The 19,214-nt window shown below is 69.5% G+C and carries 12 protein-coding genes; 4 read left to right on the plus strand and 8 right to left on the minus strand.

The window, feature by feature from the left end:
- Positions 1-5 precede the first annotated feature (5 nt).
- Positions 6-1,487, minus strand: a complete 1,482-nt coding sequence (locus ACQEV2_RS16790) for a hypothetical protein (protein ID WP_433054500.1) — start codon at positions 1,485-1,487, stop codon at positions 6-8.
- 111 nt (positions 1,488-1,598) lie between these two features.
- Positions 1,599-6,530: an NAD-glutamate dehydrogenase gene (locus ACQEV2_RS16795; protein WP_433041363.1), complete on the minus strand. Its 4,932-nt coding sequence runs from the start codon at positions 6,528-6,530 to the stop codon at positions 1,599-1,601.
- Between the two features lie 876 nt (positions 6,531-7,406).
- Between ACQEV2_RS16795 and ACQEV2_RS16800 the strand changes: the two genes are divergently transcribed.
- Positions 7,407-7,973 (plus strand): DJ-1/PfpI family protein, encoded by a 567-nt coding sequence (locus tag ACQEV2_RS16800; RefSeq protein WP_433041366.1) that lies wholly within the window; start codon positions 7,407-7,409, stop codon positions 7,971-7,973.
- Between the two features lie 171 nt (positions 7,974-8,144).
- On the opposite strand, the gene ACQEV2_RS16805 is transcribed toward ACQEV2_RS16800, so the two are convergent.
- Positions 8,145-8,810: an HAD family hydrolase gene (locus ACQEV2_RS16805; protein WP_433041369.1), complete on the minus strand. Its 666-nt coding sequence runs from the start codon at positions 8,808-8,810 to the stop codon at positions 8,145-8,147.
- A gap of 87 nt (positions 8,811-8,897) precedes the next feature.
- Entirely contained in the window at positions 8,898-9,413 is a 516-nt protein-coding gene (locus ACQEV2_RS16810; protein WP_433041372.1) for a DUF6912 family protein, read from the minus strand.
- 327 nt (positions 9,414-9,740) lie between these two features.
- Here ACQEV2_RS16810 and ACQEV2_RS16815 point away from each other — a divergent pair, with 327 nt between their 5' ends.
- The gene (locus ACQEV2_RS16815; protein WP_433041375.1) at positions 9,741-10,592 is read left to right on the plus strand and encodes an Rv3235 family protein; all 852 of its coding nucleotides are present in this window, start codon (positions 9,741-9,743) and stop codon (positions 10,590-10,592) included.
- 204 nt (positions 10,593-10,796) lie between these two features.
- Here ACQEV2_RS16815 and secA read toward each other — a convergent pair whose 3' ends face one another.
- Positions 10,797-13,616: a preprotein translocase subunit SecA gene (secA, locus tag ACQEV2_RS16820; RefSeq protein ID WP_433041378.1), complete on the minus strand. Its 2,820-nt coding sequence runs from the start codon at positions 13,614-13,616 to the stop codon at positions 10,797-10,799.
- A 285-nt stretch (positions 13,617-13,901) separates the two neighbouring features.
- On the opposite strand from secA, the gene ACQEV2_RS16825 reads away from it, so the two are divergent.
- Entirely contained in the window at positions 13,902-14,519 is a 618-nt protein-coding gene (locus tag ACQEV2_RS16825; protein ID WP_433041381.1) for a GNAT family N-acetyltransferase, read from the plus strand.
- Positions 14,520-14,793: 274 nt separating this feature from the next.
- Positions 14,794-15,963 (plus strand): winged helix-turn-helix domain-containing protein, encoded by a 1,170-nt coding sequence (locus ACQEV2_RS16830; protein WP_433041384.1) that lies wholly within the window; start codon positions 14,794-14,796, stop codon positions 15,961-15,963.
- A 50-nt stretch (positions 15,964-16,013) separates the two neighbouring features.
- Here ACQEV2_RS16830 and ACQEV2_RS16835 read toward each other — a convergent pair whose 3' ends face one another.
- The 3 genes from ACQEV2_RS16835 to ACQEV2_RS16845 form a co-directional block, all read right to left on the minus strand.
- Positions 16,014-16,760 (minus strand): response regulator, encoded by a 747-nt coding sequence (locus ACQEV2_RS16835; RefSeq protein ID WP_433041387.1) that lies wholly within the window; start codon positions 16,758-16,760, stop codon positions 16,014-16,016.
- Between the two features lie 201 nt (positions 16,761-16,961).
- Positions 16,962-17,654, minus strand: coding sequence for a ribosome hibernation-promoting factor, HPF/YfiA family (hpf, locus tag ACQEV2_RS16840; RefSeq protein ID WP_433054503.1), 693 nt, complete (start codon positions 17,652-17,654; stop codon positions 16,962-16,964).
- A 315-nt stretch (positions 17,655-17,969) separates the two neighbouring features.
- Positions 17,970-19,043 (minus strand): ComF family protein, encoded by a 1,074-nt coding sequence (locus ACQEV2_RS16845; RefSeq protein ID WP_433041390.1) that lies wholly within the window; start codon positions 19,041-19,043, stop codon positions 17,970-17,972.
- Positions 19,044-19,214 lie beyond the last annotated feature (171 nt).

Raw genomic sequence — 19,214 nt, forward strand, 5'->3', positions numbered from 1 at the left:
CCTCCTCACCGCACCACCTCATACAGCACCTGCCCACCCGGCCCCCACGTCACCACCCGCAACCCCGCATCCCTCCGCACAGCCCCCCGATCCACCACCCACCGCACTCGATACGCCTCCACAATCCCCCGCCGCACACCCCCCGAAGTCCCCTCGGCGAAATACCGCCGCACCGCCGCCTCCCGCCGCCCTTCATCCGGCAGGAAGAAGTCGGGATACCCAGGCGCCACGGTGTACGCCCCGTACGCCGGAATCTGCCGCGCCGGAAACGTCCGCGCCATCACCACGTCCCCGTACTTCACCCATGGCGTGACCCAGTGATAACCCACCCAGGGCGCCCGGTACTTCTCCGCAACCACCCCCGGCAGCACCCCCCGCGGAACCACATACCCCACCGTCCCGACCTGCGTCCAAGCCCCCACAGCCAGCGCCCCGGCCAGCGCCCCCGCCCCCACCCCACGCCATACCCGCCGCCCCTCGACCACCCCCACCGCGGCAGCGACCTGCGCCGGAATCAGCACGGCAGGCAGCGCCCGCCCCCACGAGTAGTGCCCACTGACCCAGCCCACCCCCACAACCACCACCCCCAGCACAAAGAACAGCACCAGCGGATCCCACCGATCCCGCCACCACCGCACCCCCAGCGCAGCCACCCCCAGCAAGACCAGCCAGTACCTCCCCACCAGATCCCGGTACAGCCCCCGATGCACCGGCTCCAGATCACCCCCCGCCCCGAACAGCGCGAAGAAGTCGTAGTACGGCCACCCCCACAGCACCACCACCCCCACCACCAGCCCACCCCCCAGCCGCAGCCACACCCCACGCCCCACCCGCGCAGCGACCACCGTGGCCAGCCCGCCCAAAGAGGCCACCACCCCCGAGAACTGATGGCACAGCAGAATCACCGCCCACAGCACCCCGAGCCCGAGCCAAGTCCCCCAGTCGGCCACCGCCCCAGCCCCCGACGCCGACCGCACCGCCCCCGCCAGCCGCGCCCAGAAATGAAAGGCCAGCCCCAACGCGAACACACTCGGATACGACACGGTGAGCGCCAGCGAGTTCAGCCCGAGAAACCCGCTCCACGCGAACAGCGACGTCCCCCACAGGAACACCAGACACAACACGGCAAGCGCGGGAGCGGCCCGATGCGTGCTCAGCGTCCGCACGTAGCGCCAGACCCCACTGACGAGCAGCCCCAGCCCGACGACCGCACCGACCCGCAGCACGACGAAGACCGAAAACCCCGTCACCCGCGCGACACACCCGAGCACCAGCATCCACGGCGAGTAGTACGGACTCGGCGTATCCGCGTCGACCAGCGGATTGCCGGGGTCGACGAGGTCGTGCCGCAGACGTTCGACGGTCGCCGCATGCATCCCGAGGTCACCGGCCCACGGAAGCCGGACGATGACGAGCAGGAGCAGCAGGACGACCAGTACGGCGGCCACCTGCGGAACGACCGTCGTCCTCCGCAGCGCGGCCCGCATCGTGCTCACCCGAGCACTGTAATTCCCGTTTTGCCCCGAATGCGCGAGCGCCCCGGACTGTCACAGTCCGGGGCGCCTTCACGCACGTACGGCTCAATTAGCCCGCTCAGCTCACGAATGCGTCCGCAGCAACGTCCGCATCGTCCGCATGGCCACCGACAGATTGGCCAGATCGAAGGCCTCCGACCCCTGGATCTCCTCCAGAGTCGTACGCGCCCGACCCAGAATCGCCGCGTTCCTCTGCTCCCATGCCTTGAAGCGCTGCTCGGGCGTCGCACTGCCGTTGCCGGCCGCCAGGACGTCCGAGGTCAGGGCCGCGTGGGCGGCGTAGAGGTCCTCGCGGATGGAGGCGCGGGCCATGGACTGCCAGCGGTCGGCACGCGGCAGCTCGATGATGCGGTCCATGAGCTGGGTGATGTGCAGGCGGTCGGCGAGGTCGTAGTAGACCTCGGCGACGTCCATCGGGTCCTTGCCCATGCGGTCGGCCACCGACACGATGTCCAGCGTCGGGAAGGCGGAGGAGAACCCGGCCACGCGGGTGGCGAGTTCGTCCGGGACGCCGGCGCCGGTCAGCTCGTCGTAGATCTGCTGGTACCACTCCAGGTCCGCGCCGCGCAGCAGCTTCGGCAGCTGCGACCACACCTGCTCGACCCGCTCGGCGAAGAAGTCGACGGTCTCGGCGAGTTCCAGCGGTTGCGGCCGGTTGTTGAGCAGCCAGCGCGTGCCGCGCTCGACGAGACGGCGCGAGTGCAGCCGGATCCGGGTCTGGACGTCGGCGTCGACCTTGTTGTCGAGCGCCTCCACCGCGTCCCACACCGCCGCCGAACGGAAGATCGCGCGGGCCACGGTCTGCGCCCGGACGATCTCCTCCAGCGAGGCGCCGGTCTCCTCGCGCAGCCGGTGCAGATACGTCGTACCGCCCGTGTTGACCGTGTCGTTGACCAGCACGGTCGTGGTGATCTCACGGCGCAGAGGGTGGCTGACGAGGTGCTCCGGGAACCGCTCGCGCAGCGCGCTCGGGAAGTACGCGTGCAGCAGGGTGCTCAGGTACGGGTCGTCCGGCAGCGAGGTGTGCAGCAGCTCCTCGGCGACCGTGATCTTCGTGTACGCCATCAGGACGGCCGTCTCCGGGCCGGTCAGGCCGTGGCCGGCGCCGAGGCGTTCGCGGATCTGGCGGTCGGTGGGCAGGAACTCCAGCGCACGGTCCAGGTGCCCCTCCCTGACCAGGTGCTTCATGAAGCGCTGCTGGGCGTGGAGCATGTCCTTGGACTGGGCGAGGGCGTTGGCGATCGCCGTGTTCTGCGCGTAGTTGTTGCGCAGGACCAGACGGCCGACCTCGTCGGTCATCTCGGCGAGCAGCTTGTTGCGCTGCTTGACGGTCATGTCGCCGTCGGCGACCAGGCCGTTGAGCAGGATCTTGATGTTCACCTCGTGGTCGGAGGTGTCGACGCCGGCGCTGTTGTCGATGGCGTCGGTGTTGATCTTGCCGCCGTGCCGCGCGAACTCGATCCGGCCGAGCTGGGTCAGGCCCAGGTTGCCGCCCTCGCCGACGACCTTGACGCGCAGGTCGGCGCCGTCGACGCGGATCGGGTCGTTGGCCTTGTCGCCGACGTCCGCGTGGGACTCGGTGGACGCCTTGACGTACGTACCGATGCCGCCGTTCCACAGCAGGTCCACCGGCGCCTTGAGGATGGCCTTCATCAGCTCGGCCGGCGTCATCTTGGAGACCTTGCCCTCGATACCGAGGGCCTCGCGGATATGCGCGTTGACCGGGATCGCCTTGGCGCTGCGGGGGAAGATCCCGCCACCGGCCGACAGCAGCTCGGTGTTGTAGTCCTCCCAGCTGGAGCGGGGCAGCTCGAAGATGCGGCGGCGCTCGGCGTAGGAGGTGGCCGCGTCCGGGTTCGGGTCGATGAAGATGTGCCGGTGGTCGAAGGCGGCGACCAGGCGGATGTGCTCGCTGAGCAGCATGCCGTTGCCGAACACGTCACCGGACATGTCGCCGATGCCGACGACCGTGAAGTCCTCGGTCTGCGTGTCCACGCCCAGCTCGCGGAAGTGCCGCTTGACGGACTCCCAGGCACCGCGGGCGGTGATGCCCATGCCCTTGTGGTCGTAGCCCGCGCTGCCGCCGGAGGCGAAGGCGTCACCGAGCCAGAAGTTGTACTGCTCGGCGACCCCGTTGGCGATGTCGGAGAAGGTCGCGGTGCCCTTGTCGGCGGCGACGACGAGGTAGGTGTCGTCCTCGTCGTGCCGGACGACGTCCGGCGGCGGGACGACCTCGCCCGCGACCATGTTGTCGGTGATGTCGAGCAGCGCCGAGATGAAGGTCTTGTACGACGCCACACCCTCCGCGAGCCACGCGTCCCGGTCCACGCTCGGGTCCGGCAGCTGCTTGGCGACGAAGCCGCCCTTGGCGCCGACCGGCACGATGACGGTGTTCTTCACCATCTGCGCCTTGACCAGGCCGAGGATCTCGGTGCGGAAGTCCTCACGCCGGTCGGACCAGCGCAGACCTCCGCGCGCGACCTTGCCGAAGCGCAGGTGCACGCCTTCGACGCGCGGCGAGTACACCCAGATCTCGTACGCCGGGCGCGGCGCCGGCAGATCGGGGATGGCCTGCGGGTCGAACTTCATGGAGACGTAGTCGTGCGGGTGACCGCCCGCCGCCTCCTGGAAGAAGTTCGTCCGCAGGGTCGCCTTGATGACGGTGAGGAAGGACCGCAGGATCCGGTCCTCATCGAGGCTCGCCACCTGGTCGAGCGCCGCGTCGACCTCTTCGAGCAGCGCGTCGACGATCTCGCGGCCCGCGCGCTGGCGGTCCGGCGACATCCGCGCCTCGAACAGGGAGACGAGCAGGCGGGTGGTGTGGACGTTGTTGCGGAGGGTGTCCTCCATGTAGTCCTGGCTGAAGGTGGACCCGGCCTGGCGCAGGTACTTCGCGTACGCCCGTAGCACCATCGCTTGCCGCCAGGTCAGCCCGGCGCTCAGCACGAGGGCATTGAAGCCGTCGTTCTCCGCCTTGCCGGTCCAGCTCGCGGCGAACGCCTCCGAGAACCGCTCGCGTGCGTCGTCGCCCAGATAGTCGCCGCCCGCGAACTTGGGCATGCGCAGACCGAAGTCGTAGATCCAGGCGACGCTGCGGTCGGAGCAGCGCAGTTCGTACGGCCGCTCGTCCACGACCTCGACGCCGAGCCGGTTGAGGACCGGCAGAACGGCGGACAGGGAGACGGCCGCGCCCTTGCGGTAGATCTTGAACCGGCGCTCCTCGGGGGCGGCGCCGACCGGCTCGTACAGGCTCAGCGAGAAGTTGTTGTCCTCGGTGAGCTGTTCCAGGTGGACGAGGTCGGAGACCGCCGAGCGCGGGGAGTGGTCGGCCTTGTAGCCCTCGGGGAAGGCGTTGGAGTAGCGGCGCAGCAGCTCGGCGGCGCGCTCCTCGCCGAGTTCGGCGTTCAGGGCGTCGGCGAAGCCGTCGGCCCAGGAACGCGCGGCCTCGACCAGGCGGGCCTCGATGCGCTCCTTGTCCGCGTCGGACAGCTGCGGCAGCTCGGTGCCCTGCGGGACGCGGACGACGAAGTGCAGCCGGGAGAGGATCGACTCGGTGTTCCAGGCGGTGAAGTCGACGCTGGTGCCGCCGAGCTCCTCCTTCAGGATGTCGATGATCCGCAGGCGCACGCCGGTGGTGTAGCGGTCGCGCGGGAGGTAGACGAGGGCGGAGTAGTAGCGGCCGTACTCGTCCTGGCGTAGGTAGAGGCGCAGCCTCCTGCGCTCCTGGAGGTAGAGGACGGAGGTGGCGATGCGCTGGAGCTCGGGGACGGGGGTCTGGAACAGCTCGTCGCGCGGGTACGTCTCCAGGATCTGCAGCAGGTCGCGCCCGTCGTGGCTGTTCGGCGAGAATCCGGAGACCCGCAGCACATCGTCGACCTTGCGCCGGACGACGGGCACACGGCGGACCGACTCGGTGTAGGCGGCTGAGGAGAACAGTCCCAGGAAGCGCCGCTCGCCGATGACCTCGCCGTTCTCGTCGAACCTCTTCACGCCGACGTAGTCGAGGTACGACGGCCGGTGCACGGTCGCCCGGCTGTTGGCCTTGGTGAGGACGAGGAGCTTGTGCTCACGGGCCTTGGCGCGGGCGTCGGCGGGCAGCCGCTCGAAGGACGGGCTGACGGGGTGGTTCTCGTCCTCGGCGTGGTGCGGGTCGGACCGCAGGATGCCCAGACCGGTGCCGGGCACGGCGGCCAGCGAGTCGTCCTCGCGCAGCTGGTACTCGCGGTAGCCGAGGAAGGTGAAGTGGTCGTCGGCCAGCCAGCGCAGCAGCTCACGGGCCTCCTCGATCTCCTGCTCGCGCAGGTCGGAGGTGGGCTCCCGGGGCAGCTCGTCGGCCATACGCAGGGCCGCGTCCCGCATCTTGCTCCAGTCCTCGACGGCCTCGCGGACATCGGACAGGACGCGCAGCAGGTCGGCGGTGATCTGCTTCAGGTCGCCGCGGTCGGTCTCGCGGTCGAACTCGACGTGGATCCAGGACTCGGCGTGCGTGTCGTGCGGCACCTCGCCTGCGGGCGGGGCGGGGAGCACCTCGATGAGCTTGCCGGTGAGGTCGCGGCGGACGTGGACCAGCGGGTGGATGACCACATGGATCCCCCGCCCCTGCCGGGTCAGCTCGTTGGTGACGGAATCGACGAGGAAGGGCATGTCGTCGGTGACGACCTCGACGACGGAGTGGCTGCAGGTCCACCCGTTCTCTTCGACGGTGGGCGTGTGCACCCGCACGTTGGCCGTGCCCTGGGGGCGGTTCTCGGCCAGACGGTAGTGCGAGAAGGCGGCTCCGAAGATGTCGACCGGGTCGCGGTCGGTGAGGTCCTCCGGGGCGGTGTGCAGGTAGTAGCGCTGGAGGAACGCGAGCACGGTGTCGTGGTCCGGGGTGCCGGGGGTGCTCTCGTCCGTCGTCCCGGTCGGTAGATACCCCCCGACCGGGCTGTTCTCAGCTACCCGGGCAGCCCTCTCGAGCAGCTCGGCCTTGGCTTCGTCCAGCTTGGTCTGCATTGTCCTCTGGCTCCTGTCGCGCGCCGTTGCGTGACGTTGAAGGAAGTACGGTCTCTTCCCCTCCGGCGTAACGCCGCGACGCGGGGTGTCCGGTCTGCTTCGACGCTATGCCGCGAGGTGAGATGAGCGGGGATATATGAGCCAATTTTGAGCTGCCCACGGGGTGTGACGCTGCTCTCTGCGACGCCCGGGCCCAGGGTGTACATGACGTCCCGGGAACCCTTACGCCCCCCTCCCGCCCGCGAAGACCAGCGACCGCCGCCCGGTCACGGATGTCGTCCGTGCTCGCCGGGCGCAGGGCAGGGGCTCCAGTGCCCCCGCGAGCTATCGCGCTGATCACGCCACTAAGGCTATCGCTCCTTACAGGGGGCCCGTCATGAGCCGTATGTGTACAAAACCAGGGGTGGAACTTTGACGTTCTGCACAGGCGCAAAGGGGGCGGGCAGGGCGTAACTGGCGGGGTGGGGCGGCGAGCGGGAGGCTGGTGTCTGCAGGCGAGGCGGAGCATGAGCGGGGAACCGAGGCGAAAGCACGCCATCCGGAGGCAGCCCGTGTCCGAAAACAGACGGTGAACCCGAAGCCACACGGCAACAGCTACGAAGTCAGCGGCAGCGGCTCCGGCGCGCATAGCTACGGGCACTCGTACCGCTGGGGCGGCACGGGTGGGCGCAGGCAGCACCCCGCAGCACCGGGCTGCGCAACGCCCCGGCCTCAGCCGCAACACCGGGCACCCAGCAATCACCAGCAAGCGAACCCCACCCAACCCGGCACCCCCCGAGACGCACGGCCCCTTGGCAAGACCCCGCCCCCGAGGCACGTTGCCCATAAGGCCCGACGGAGACGCAGACCACGGCCAAAAAGAGGAGCGCACCTGACATGACAGCGAAAATCCTCATCGTCACCGGCGACGCCGCAGAGTCCCTGGAGGTCCTCTACCCCTACCAGCGCCTCCGCGAGGAGGGCTACGACGTCCACATCGCCGCCCCCACCCGCAAGAAGCTCCAGTTCGTCGTCCACGACTTCGAACCCGGCTTCGACACCTACACCGAGAAACCCGGCTACACCTGGCCCGCCGACCTCGCCTTCTCCGAGGTGGACCCCGGCGACTACGTCGCCGTCGTCATCCCCGGCGGCCGCGCCCCCGAGTACCTCCGCAACGACCCCGAACTCCGCAAGATCCTCAAGTCGTTCTTCGACGCCGACAAACCGGTCGCCCAGATCTGCCACGGCCCCCTCCTCACCGCCGCGATCGACAGCCTCCGCGGCCGCCGCGTCACGGCGTACCCCGCCCTGGAGCTGGACATGCAGGCCGCCGGCGCCACCTTCCAGGACGCCGAGGCCGTGGTCGACGGCACCCTGGTGTCCTCCCGCGCCTGGCCGGACCACTCCCGTTGGATGCGGGAGTTCCTGACGGTGCTGCGGGCGAAGGCACCGGTGACGTGATGTCCACGGCGCCGCTGACCTGACCGGCAGGCCGACGTGGCTGCGGGCAGTCGTACCGCCGGGGACCTCACCACCGGACCAGGGCTGCACCACCGGACCCGGGTTGTACCGCCGGGCCCGGGCCGCACCACCGGACCTGGGCTGCACCGCCGGTCCCCGACTGCCCGCTTCCTACGCCACCAGCCGCTCCGCCTCCACGACCGCCTCCACGAGCGTGTCCACCACTGGCACCCCCACCTCCTCCAGGCTGGCCCGGCTGTGCGACCCCCCGGTGTAGAGCACGGCCCGCGCTCCCACGTGCAACGCCGCCACCGCATCGTCGGCGGCGTCCCCGATCACCACCGTGCGAGCCGGATCCACGCTCGCGAGCGCCTCGATGTGCCGCACCATGTGCTCGGCCTTGCTGCCCCCGGACGGCCCGGTCCGCCCGTCGACACGTATGAAGTGCTCCTCGATCCCGAACCCCCGTACCAACGGGACGAGTTCGTCATGCACATACATGCTGAGGATCGACTGGCTGCGCCCCGCCGACCGCCACTCCACGAGCAGCTCCGCCACACCCTCGGTGAGCCCACACTTCACCCGGTGCTCGGTGTAGTACCGGTGGAAGGTCTCGTCCATGACCTCCCACTCGGTCTCGGTCGGCAGCCGCCCCATCAGCCGCTCGTAGAACTTCGGCACCGGCACGCAGTACAGCGCCCGGTACTGCTCCATCGTGATCGGCTCCAGCCCCAGCTCGGCGAACGCCGCGTTCGTCGCCCCGATGATCGCGTCATTGTCATGGAACAGCGTCCCGTTCCAGTCCCAGACAATGTGCGTCCCTACTCGCTTCCCCATGCCAAAAACCGTACCCGCCACCACTGACAATCAAGAGAACAGCAGGTCAACGAGGCATCCGGGCGGATGTCCGCAACCGAGGGGGCCCTAGTCCCCCAGCCCCACCAGATTCGGGATCTCCTGGGTCGCGTACCACAGCAGTTCGTGATCCTCGGCCCCGTCCACCACGAACTGCGCGTCGTCGTCCCCACCGTCCGCCGCCTCGAGCGCCTCGGCGGCCGCCGCCACATCCGCCTCCGCGTCGCCCGAGTCGACATGCACGGCGGCCGCCTTGGCCAGCGCCACGCCCCCGGCGATCCGCACCTCACCCAGTGCGGACGGATCCAGCCCCCGGTCGGGGTCGGCGACCGCCGCCCCGTCGGGCACGTCGACGGCGACCACGACCCGACGCCGCGCCGCCCCGGCGTCCGCCGCCAGCAGCCGCAGCGAGGCGAGTGCGGCCCGGTTCAGCGCCGCGTACTCCAACTCCTCGATGTCGTCGGAGAGATACCACTCACGCAACGCGGGCGTGACGGCGTACGCGACGAGCGGCCCGGTCCCCAACTCGCCCGTCTTGTACGCCTCGGCGAGGCCGGGGAGGGTCAGGGGGACGTAGACGCGCATGGCTGACCGCTTTCGTATTCGTAAGGCTCCGCAAGGACCCGAGAGGGCGGTCCCGCACCTCCCGGAGGGCCTTCAGGATACGTGCGGGTGTCCCCTTTCGAGTCCCCGCCGCCACCTCGCCCGGCGTCCACCCCGATCCGAAAACTCACCCGGCACCGGCCCGCCATCACGGCCTTCCGCACCCTTCGATCACCCGGATAAGTGAAGTTTCCGGCCGCCCGATCCAGGTCCCCGCTTCCTTGCCGCCGACGCCCGGAACCCCGTACAAGATCACCGACCGCGAAGTTACTGCCCGGTACAGCCCGGGCTCACCGAACGGGGACCCCCATGAACAAGGTCATGACCAGGACCCAACTCCGCCCGGGCACCCGCCCCCAAAGCCGCCGGGACCCTCGCCGCCCCGGCGGCCTGCCGCCCCGTGCACCGGGCGGCGGCACCTCCCGTACGGCCTCCCCCGGCGACCGCCCACCCGGCTCGCAGGCCGCCACGGGAAGCCACGCCCGCACCAGACCCACCGACACCCGCCCACCGTCCGCCCCCGCCCGGCCGCGGCCCATCACGCCGCCGACAACCTCCGCTCAGCCGCGCTCCATCGCACAGCCGGCAGGCCCGGCCCAGCCGCGGCCCATCTCACCGCCAGCAGCCCCGGCCCGCCCGCGGCCCATCGCACCCACGCAGGCTCCGAGCAGTCGTGCCACCGGGGTGGCGCCGGTCCCGAAGAAGGGCGGCACCCTGTCAGCGCCGGGCTGCGCGACCCACCCCCGGCCCGCTCCGAGTCCGGACACGCCGGAAGCCCCGGCGAGCGTGCCGACGCACCACCCGCTGAGGCCGATCCCCCAGCCCCGACCCACCGACGTCTTCGCCGACCGCCTGCTCCTGGTCCTGAGCGGCCAACGCCCCGTCCACTCGATGCTCCGCCACACCGCCGGCCGCGCCTACGACGAACTCGCCTGGCTGGCCGAACGCAGTCCTCTCCGCACCCGCGGCACCCGCCCCGTCGTCCGCGACATCGGCTACTTCGAACCCCGCCCGGGCGCCGTGGAAGCCTTCGCCCGCATCGGCGCCGGCAACCAACTGCGCGCGATGGCGTTCCGCCTGGAACAGGGCCAGGACCTCCGCTGGCGCTGCACGGCGGTCGAACTGGGCGGCCCGCGCAGGCCACGCACGGACGACGACTGACCACCCGCACCCAGGCCACCCACGGCCGACGACAGGCCAGCCACACCCAGGCCACCCACGACCGACGACAGGCCACCACCTCGGACCGCAAGCCGAAGGGCCGGGCCCCCAGAGGAGACCCGGCCCTTCCAGCCGCTACGGCACCACAGGCGCCGCCACTGTCTGCTCGACGCCGCTATCTGCTCGCGGCGCCTTCACCCGGCGCTACTTCTTACGGCGCCGTCCACCACGCGACTGCTTGCGCCGCTCTGCGCGCGTGAGGCCGTCGGCCTCCGAACGGACCGGCTCGTCACCGTTGGCGAAGTCGCCCTCGACGATGTCACCCTCACCGTCCACCTTGGGCGCGGTGAAGTGCAGCCGGTCCGGACGCCGCGGGGCCTCGAGCCCCTTGGCCCGGATCTCGGGACGCGCGCCCGCCTGCGCCGGCACGGCGTCCTGCTTCTCCAGGTCGGCGACCGGCTTGGCGTCCTCGACAGGGACCTCCTCGACCTGCTGCTCGACCTGGACCTCCAGGTTGAACAGGTAGCCGACGGACTCCTCCTTGATGCCCTCCATCATCGCGGTGAACATGTCGAAGCCCTCGCGCTGGTACTCGACCAGCGGGTCCTTCTGCGCCATCGCGCGCAGGCCGATGCCCTCCTGGAGGTAGTCCATCTCGTAGAGGTGCTCGCGCCACTTGCGGTCCAGGACCGACAGCACGACCCGGCGCTCCAGCTCACGCATGATCTCGGAGCCGAGCTGCGCCTCACGCTGCTCGTACTGCTCGTGGATGTCGTCCTTGATGGACTCCGCGATGAACTCGGCGGTCAGACCGGCCCGGTCGCCGGCCGCCTCCTCCAGCTCCTCGATGGTGACCTTCACCGGGTAGAGCTGCTTGAAGGCGCCCCACAGCCGGTCCAGGTCCCACTCCTCGGCGAAGCCCTCGGCGGTCTCCGCGGCGACGTACGCGTCGATCGTGTCGTCCATGAAGTGCCGCACCTGCTCGTGCAGGTCCTCGCCCTCCAGGACGCGACGGCGCTCGCCGTAGATGACCTCACGCTGGCGGTTGAGGACCTCGTCGTACTTCAGGACGTTCTTACGGGTCTCGAAGTTCTGCTGCTCGACCTGCGACTGGGCGGACGCGATCGCGCGCGTGACCATCTTGTTCTCGATCGGCACGTCGTCGGGGACGTTCGCCATCGACATCACACGCTCGACCATCTGGGCCTTGAACAGCCGCATGAGGTCGTCACCGAGGGACAGATAGAAGCGGGACTCGCCGGGGTCGCCCTGACGGCCGGAACGACCGCGCAGCTGGTTGTCGATACGCCGCGACTCGTGCCGCTCGGTACCGAGCACGTACAGGCCGCCGAGCGCCTCGACCTCTTCCTTCTCGGCCTTGACGGCCGCCTCGGCCCGCTCCAGGGCGGCGGGCAGGGCGTGGGCCCACTCCTCGATGTGCTCCTCGGGGTCGAGGCCGCGCTGGCGCAGCTCGGCCTCGGCGAGGTCCTCGGGGTTGCCGCCGAGCTTGATGTCCGTACCACGGCCGGCCATGTTGGTGGCCACCGTCACGGCGCCCTTGCGGCCGGCCTGGGCGACGATCGTCGCCTCACGGTCATGCTGCTTGGCGTTCAGCACCTCGTGCTGAATACCGCGCTTGCTCAGCTGCTGCGACAGATACTCGGACTTCTCGACCGACGTCGTACCGACGAGGATCGGCTGGCCCTTCTCGTGCTTCTCGGCGATGTCGTCGACGACGGCCTCGAACTTGGCGACCTCGGTGCGGTAGATCAGGTCCGACTGGTCCTTGCGGATCATCGGCTTGTTGGTCGGGATCGGGACCACGCCGAGCTTGTAGATCTGGTGGAACTCGGCGGCCTCGGTCATCGCCGTACCGGTCATGCCGGAGAGCTTGCTGTAGAGGCGGAAGAAGTTCTGCAGGGTGATCGTGGCGAGGGTCTGGTTCTCGTCCTTGATGTCCACCCCTTCCTTCGCCTCGATCGCCTGGTGCATGCCCTCGTTGTAGCGGCGGCCGGCGAGGATACGGCCGGTGTGCTCGTCGACGATCATGACTTCGCCGTCGATGACGACGTAGTCCTTGTCCTTCTTGAACAGTTCCTTGGCCTTGATGGCGTTGTTCAGGTAGCCGACGAGCGGCGTGTTCACCGACTCGTAGAGGTTGTCGATGCCGAGCCAGTCCTCGACCTTGGTGACGCCGGACTCGTGGATGGCGACGGTGCGCTTCTTCTCGTCGACGTCGTAGTCGCCGGTCTCCTCGATGCCCTTGAGGGGGTTGCCGGCCTCGCCGCGCTTGAGGCGGAGGACCAGCTTGGCGAAGTCGCCGTACCACTTGGTGGCCTGGTCGGCCGGGCCGGAGATGATCAGCGGCGTACGGGCCTCGTCGACCAGGATGGAGTCGACCTCGTCGACGATGGCGTAGTTGTGACCGCGCTGGACCAACTCGTCCTTCGACCACGCCATGTTGTCGCGCAGGTAGTCGAAGCCGAACTCGTTGTTCGTGCCGTAGGTGATGTCGCAGTTGTACTGCTCGCGGCGCTGCGCCGGGGTCATGTTGGCCAGGATGCAGCCGACGGAAAGACCCAGGAACTTGTGGACGCGGCCCATCATCTCGGAGTCGCGCTCGGCCAGGTAGTCGTTGACCGTGATGAGGTGAACGCCGTCTCCGGAAAGAGCGTTCAGATACGCGGGCAGCGTGCCCACCAGGGTCTTGCCCTCACCGGTCTTCATCTCGGCGACATAGCCGAGGTGGAGGGCGGCGCCACCCATCAGCTGGACGTCGTAGTGCCGCTGTCCGAGGACGCGCTTGGCGGCCTCACGGACGGTGGCGAAGGCCTCGGGCAGCAGGTCGTCCAGGCTCTCACCATCGGCGTAGCGCTGCTTGTACTCATCGGTGAGGGCCCGCAGCTCGGCGTCGGAGAGGTCGACGAAGTCCTCTTCGATGGAGTTGACCTGGTCCGCGATGCGGTGCAGCTTGCGCAGGATCTTGCCTTCGCCTGCACGCATGATCTTCGAGAGGACGGACACGGGGGTTGGTCTCCTTGCCGGTCGGGCCTGGGACGGTCGGTTTCCATTTGACTTGTCTGAGCAACGGCCATCGTATGCGAGGACCCCGCCGCGCCGGGAGCCTGCCGTCTACGCCGACGATCCGCTGCTTCAAATCTCCGTCAAAGGGACAACGGCCGGGGGTCGCGGATGGTGCCGCGTTCCGCCAACGAATTGTGCGAAACGCGATCGCGCGCTCACGCACCGCATGGTTCACACACCGCATAAAAAATGGCGTTCGCACCGCTCCCCGAGCAGAATCGGCCGATGGAACCCGTCACGCTCACCACCGACCGCCTCCTCATGCGCACGGTCGGACCGCAGGACACCGATGCCGTGTACGAGGCCGTCCAGGACCCCGACATCCTGCGCTGGACCACGATCCCCTCGCCCTACCTGCACGAGCACGCCCACAGCTTCACGCACCAACTGGTCTCCGAGGGCTGGAGCAACGGTTCGATGTTCACCTGGGGGCTCTTCCTCCCCGAAGGGGAGGACCTGGTGGGCATGCTCGGTCTCACGATGCGTTCCATGAGCGATGCCGAGATCGGTTTCTGGGGCACCAAGGAGCACCGCGGCAACGGCTACATCACCGAGGCCGTCCTCGCCGCGTCCCGCTGGGCCTTCGTCCACGTCTCGATCGACCGCGTGGAATGGCGCGCCGAGGTCGGCAACCTCCCCTCCCGCGCAGTGGCGACCCGCACCGGCTTCACCCTGGAGGGCACCCTCCGCTCCGCCATCGTCCATCAGGGCGTACGCCGTGACTGCTGGGTGGGTTCCCTGCTCCCCTCAGACCTGGGCCTGCCGTCGACGGCGCCCTACCTGCCGGCCCCGACATCCCCCAGCCACCCAGCTCCCGAAGACCACCCAGCCCCCGAAGACTGATCACAGCCGCCCGCAGAGGGCGTCCACCTCTCGACGTCGGCCCCGGCAATTCAGCCCGTCCGGCGTTTGAGGACAAGGCCCCTTCAGGGCCGAAGCGGGGGTCCAGGGGGCGGCAGCCCCCTGGCGGGGTCGAAGGGGCGGCAGCCCCTTATGGACGGGACGGGTAGGGGCGGCGGGGTCGAATCCACGAACGCCGCCGCGAACACCGGCCGCCCCTCCCCCAAACCCCCAGCTCACTCCCCATTGTCAGTGCCACCCCCTATCGTCCGAACCCATGACGACCCCGCGCCCCACCACCCTCTCGGCAGACGAAGCCCGCCGCATCGCCCTGAGAGCCCAAGGCTTCCTCGGCACTCCCGACCGCCGCTCCGGCGTCCGCGGCATACTCCGTCACCTCGGCGCGGTCCAACTCGACACCATCTCGGTCCTGGCCCGCTCCCACGAACTCATCCCGTACGCCCGCCTGGGCGCAGTAGGCCGCAAGACGGTCGAGAAGGCGTACTGGACGGACACACACGCCTTCGAGTACTGGTCCCACGCCGCCTGCATCCTCCCCGTGGAGGAGTGGCCCCACTTCGCCTTCCGCCGCCGCGCCTACCGCAACCGCCCCCACTGGAACCACGAACTCCCCGACGGCGCCTACGACCAGGTGATCAAACAGCTCCGCGCCGAAGGCCCCCTCACCGCGACAGAACTGGGTGGCGCGAAGAGGACCAGCGACTGGTGGGACTGGTCGGGCTCGAAGGTCGCCGTCGAACGCGCCCTCATGTACGGCGAGGTGGTCTGCGTGGAGCGCCGCGGCTGGAAGCGCGTCTACGACCTCGCCGAACGCGCCATCCCACCGTCACTGCTGCACGACGAACTGGACGACACCGAGTGCCTGCGCCGCCTGGTCCGCCTGGCGGGCCAGTCCCTCGGCGTCGGCACACGCGCGGACATCGCCGACTACCACCGCCTCAAGGGCGAGCAGGTGGACGCGGTGATCGCCGACTCGGGCCTGGTCCCGGTGACGGTGGAGGGCTGGGGCAAGCCGGCCTGGGCCGACCCCGCGGCCCTGGAGACACCCCCGCGCGGCCGCCACCGCACCACGCTCTTGTCCCCGTTCGACTCCCTGATCTGGGAACGGGCCCGCACGGAGCGGATCTTCGGCTTCACCCACCGCCTGGAGGCCTACGTCCCCAAGCAGAAGCGGATATACGGCTACTTCGCGATGCCGGTCCTGGCCGGCGGCCATCTGGTCGGCCGCGTGGACCCGGCCCGCGAGGGCAGCACGCTGGTGGCCAAGCAGGTCACCCTGGACGGCCCGAAGGCCGTCCCGGCAGTGGCCCAGGCCTTGGCCGAGGCGGCAAGCTGGGTCGACTGCACGGACGTACGCGTGGAACGGGTCGACGCACCCGACCTGCGCGAGCCACTCGCCAGGGAGCTCACGCGCATATTGGCGTGACCGTCAGGCCGTCACACCAGCCCCAGCCACACCAGCCATCAGCCAGCCCCTCAGCGGATCTCGAGGATCTTCTCCCGCATCGCATACACCACGGCCTCCATCCTGGAGTGCAGCTGCAGCTTCTCCAGGATGTTGCGCACATGGTTCTTCACGGTGTTCTCGGAGATGAACAACTCCTTGGCGATGTCGCGGTTGTTCATCCCCGTGGCGACGAGCTTGAGGACCTCCAGTTCACGGTCCGTCAGCCGCGGCGCGGGCACGAGCCGGCGCTCGTCCGTCCGCTGGATCATCGACTTGAACTCGGTGAGCAGCTTCGACGCCATGGACGGGCTGATCTGCGACTGCCCGTCGGCCACCGCACGAATGGCGGTGGCCACCTCGTCCGTGGAGATCTCCTTGAGGAGATAACCGGTCGCGCCCGCCTTGATCGCGTCGTAGAGGTCGGCCTCCTCGTCGCTGATCGTCAACATGATGATCTTCGCGCTGGGGGCCACCTCCTTGATGGAGGTGCAGGCCTCGATCCCGCCCCGCTTGGGCATGCGGACGTCCATCAGGACGATGTCCGGCAGCAGGTCCGCGGCCTTGTCCACGGCCTCTGCGCCGTCACCCGCCTCCCCCACGACCTGGATGTCCTCCTCGGCCGCGAGCACGATCTCCAGTCCACGACGGAAGAGGGCGTGATCGTCCACGACGAGGACTCTGATCGGCTCCTTGCGGGGAGAGCCCGCTTCCGGGCCCACGCCGACGACGTCGCCGTCGGCATCCTCGTCCCGCATCGGTCCGAAGCTGTCCGCCATCGTTCCTCCCCCTGAAGGCTGTGGCTGGTCCTGTGCCATCGCCAACCCAAGGCAACGACCCACCGGTTGGGCCGGTGCGGCCATGATTTCATGCCCGGCCGACACTACGGTGACGAGCGGGGCGCGAAGTGGTCGCACACCGGTGCCCCTGGGGGCGCACACGCGCTCCAGGGGCACCGGCGCAGCTGTCAGTGGGATGGGTCAGCCGCCCAGCGTGCCACCAGCCGCGGGAGACTGCGCCTGGGTGACCATCGGGTCCGTGCTGAGGTGGATGACGCCGTAGTCGTAGGCGTGCCGCCGGTAGACGACACTCGGTTCCTTGGTCTCGGAGTCGATGAACAGGTAGAAGTCGTGCCCGACCAGTTCCATCTCGTAGAGGGCCTGGTCGAGGGTCATCGGGGAGGCGACGTGCGTCTTTTCGCGCACGACGAGGGGCCCTTCGCCCTTCACTTCCAGCGAGCCGATCTTCTTGGTGGGAATTCCCTCCGGCTCTTCTTCCTGGAAGGTGTGGCCATTGCCGTTGAGCGTTGCCGCGCCCGGAACGTGGTCGGGGACCTCGGCCGCCGAGATCCGGCGTGCGCCTCGGCGCGAAAAACGCTTGTCGTGCTGCTTGCGCAGCCGGGCATCCAGCTTCTCCGCCGCCAGGTCGAGTGCCGCGTACGGATCACTGGCTGCCGCCTCCGCCCGGATCACCGGACCGCGGGAGCGGAGCGTGATCTCCACTCGATCGCTGCGGTCGGCCTGTCGGGGGTTGGGCTCCTTGGACACCTCGACGTCGAGGCTGATCACCTTGGCATCGAGCCTCTGGATCTTCTCCAGCTTCAGCTTCTCGGCCACGTGCTTGCGGAACCGCTCGGGCACCTCGGTCTTGCGGCCTTTGACGACGATGTCCACGCAGAACTCCGTTCCCGGATCGCTCCGCTCCATCGGCGGAGCATCTCCCTTTTGCACCCGGCTCCGGTGAACCCCGGAACCTCGGACTCGGTGACTTCCACCTCCTCCTCCCCCATGGGCAAGATCTCCACCCCATGGCCGCGGGTGATTGCGCAAAACCCGCAGCACGGCATTCCGATATGAGAGGGATGGCCTGCGCCTTTCCCTCACAACCGAACATATCTCGCCCGGACGGATGTCGTCACCCTCTACTGCGGCGTACCTCCGTTCAGGTGAATTGACCCTCTCGTTACCTGCAACGATGCAAGGTCGCAGTCAGTTCCGGTTTATTTCGAAGGAATCCGGCGACGCAGCGACCACGGCCGCGCAGATCACGTCACCGGCCCGTCCGGCATCCATGATTCCCGGCATCTCACGCGTCCGCCGCACCACACCCTCCGTCGAGCCCGCTCTCCGTTCCCCAGTGCTTTCCCGACTTCCCGCCAGGTACACAGCCGACCTCCCGTCATCACACGCCCCGAGCGGGGCCACCCATCCATACGCGTCCACCTCCTCCGCCGTTCTGCCGTATCCGCTCGCTCCTGCCTCCGTACGGCTGCGGAGGCCCCCTACGTCGGGCCGGCAGGGGGCCGCCCGCTCCGGTCTGCGGGAGTCCGTCGCCTCCGCCGAAGCCGCCCGCACGGCACGCGCCGCCTCCGCCAGGGAAGCGCCCGTCGTCATCAGGTCGTCGACTAGCACGACCGGACCACAGGCGAGCAGCCGGCCTCCGCCGGGAGCCACCGTCAGCGCGCCCGCGAGATTGGCCCACCGCTGCCGGGAGTTGAGCCCCGACTGATCGGCCACCGAACGCCGCTGCCGCAGCACGGCAAGCACCCGCGCCGTCGTCCCGGCCCGCCGCAGCTCACCCGCGGCCGCGAGCGCGATCCGCCGCGCCGGATCATGCCCTCGTGCCCGCACCGCCCCACGCCCGGAAGGAACGGGTACGAGCAGCACAGGCGCACCGGCGCTCCCGACCCGCACCGCGCCGTCAGCTCGTACCTGAGAGCCCCGGGACCGCACGTCCGGCACCGACGCCCCACCGCCCTCCGCACAGGCCTCCCGAAGCCCCGCCCGCACGGCCCCCGCCAGAGCCGTCCCGAGCGGCGCCGCGAGCGCCAGCGCGCCGCGCTCCTTGTGGGCCAGCAGCACGGCCCGCACCTCGTCCGCGTACCGGGCCGCCGCGTGCACGACCGGCAGCCCGGGCGGCTCCGGCACCGGCCGCACCCGGCTCGGTGCGGCCCCGCTCAGGACGGCACGGCACTCCGGACAGAGCACCGTACGAGACCTGCCACAGCCTCCGCACTCGGCCGGCAGCACCAGGTCGGTGAGGTCCTGCCACCACCCCCGCATGCCCACCACTGTGCCAACGCCCGCGCCGACCGACCATCCCTGTGGATAACTGCCTGTGGAAAACTCCAGCCCCCACCCAGACGCACACGTCGGCCCCGCAACACCGCCGGATTCCACCCACCAGGGAAGAACCGGACGCCCACCCCGCAACCAAACAAGCGGCCGCCCCCA

This window comes from Streptomyces sp. CA-251387, from assembly GCF_050936625.1.
Taxonomy (GTDB): Bacteria; Actinomycetota; Actinomycetes; order Streptomycetales; family Streptomycetaceae; genus Streptomyces.

Bases quoted from the DNA above. Each gene is read 5' to 3' on its own strand.
- ACQEV2_RS16790 (WP_433054500.1), bottom strand. From the start codon at position 1,487: ATGCGGGCCGCGCTGCGGAGGACGACGGTCGTTCCGCAGGTGGCCGCC.
- ACQEV2_RS16795 (WP_433041363.1), bottom strand. From the start codon at position 6,530: ATGCAGACCAAGCTGGACGAAGCCAAGGCCGAGCTGCTCGAGAGGGCT.
- ACQEV2_RS16800 (WP_433041366.1), top strand. From the start codon at position 7,407: ATGACAGCGAAAATCCTCATCGTCACCGGCGACGCCGCAGAGTCCCTG.
- ACQEV2_RS16805 (WP_433041369.1), bottom strand. From the start codon at position 8,810: ATGGGGAAGCGAGTAGGGACGCACATTGTCTGGGACTGGAACGGGACG.
- ACQEV2_RS16810 (WP_433041372.1), bottom strand. From the start codon at position 9,413: ATGCGCGTCTACGTCCCCCTGACCCTCCCCGGCCTCGCCGAGGCGTAC.
- ACQEV2_RS16815 (WP_433041375.1), top strand. From the start codon at position 9,741: ATGAACAAGGTCATGACCAGGACCCAACTCCGCCCGGGCACCCGCCCC.
- ACQEV2_RS16825 (WP_433041381.1), top strand. From the start codon at position 13,902: ATGGAACCCGTCACGCTCACCACCGACCGCCTCCTCATGCGCACGGTC.
- ACQEV2_RS16830 (WP_433041384.1), top strand. From the start codon at position 14,794: ATGACGACCCCGCGCCCCACCACCCTCTCGGCAGACGAAGCCCGCCGC.
- ACQEV2_RS16835 (WP_433041387.1), bottom strand. From the start codon at position 16,760: ATGGCGGACAGCTTCGGACCGATGCGGGACGAGGATGCCGACGGCGAC.
- ACQEV2_RS16845 (WP_433041390.1), bottom strand. From the start codon at position 19,043: ATGCGGGGGTGGTGGCAGGACCTCACCGACCTGGTGCTGCCGGCCGAG.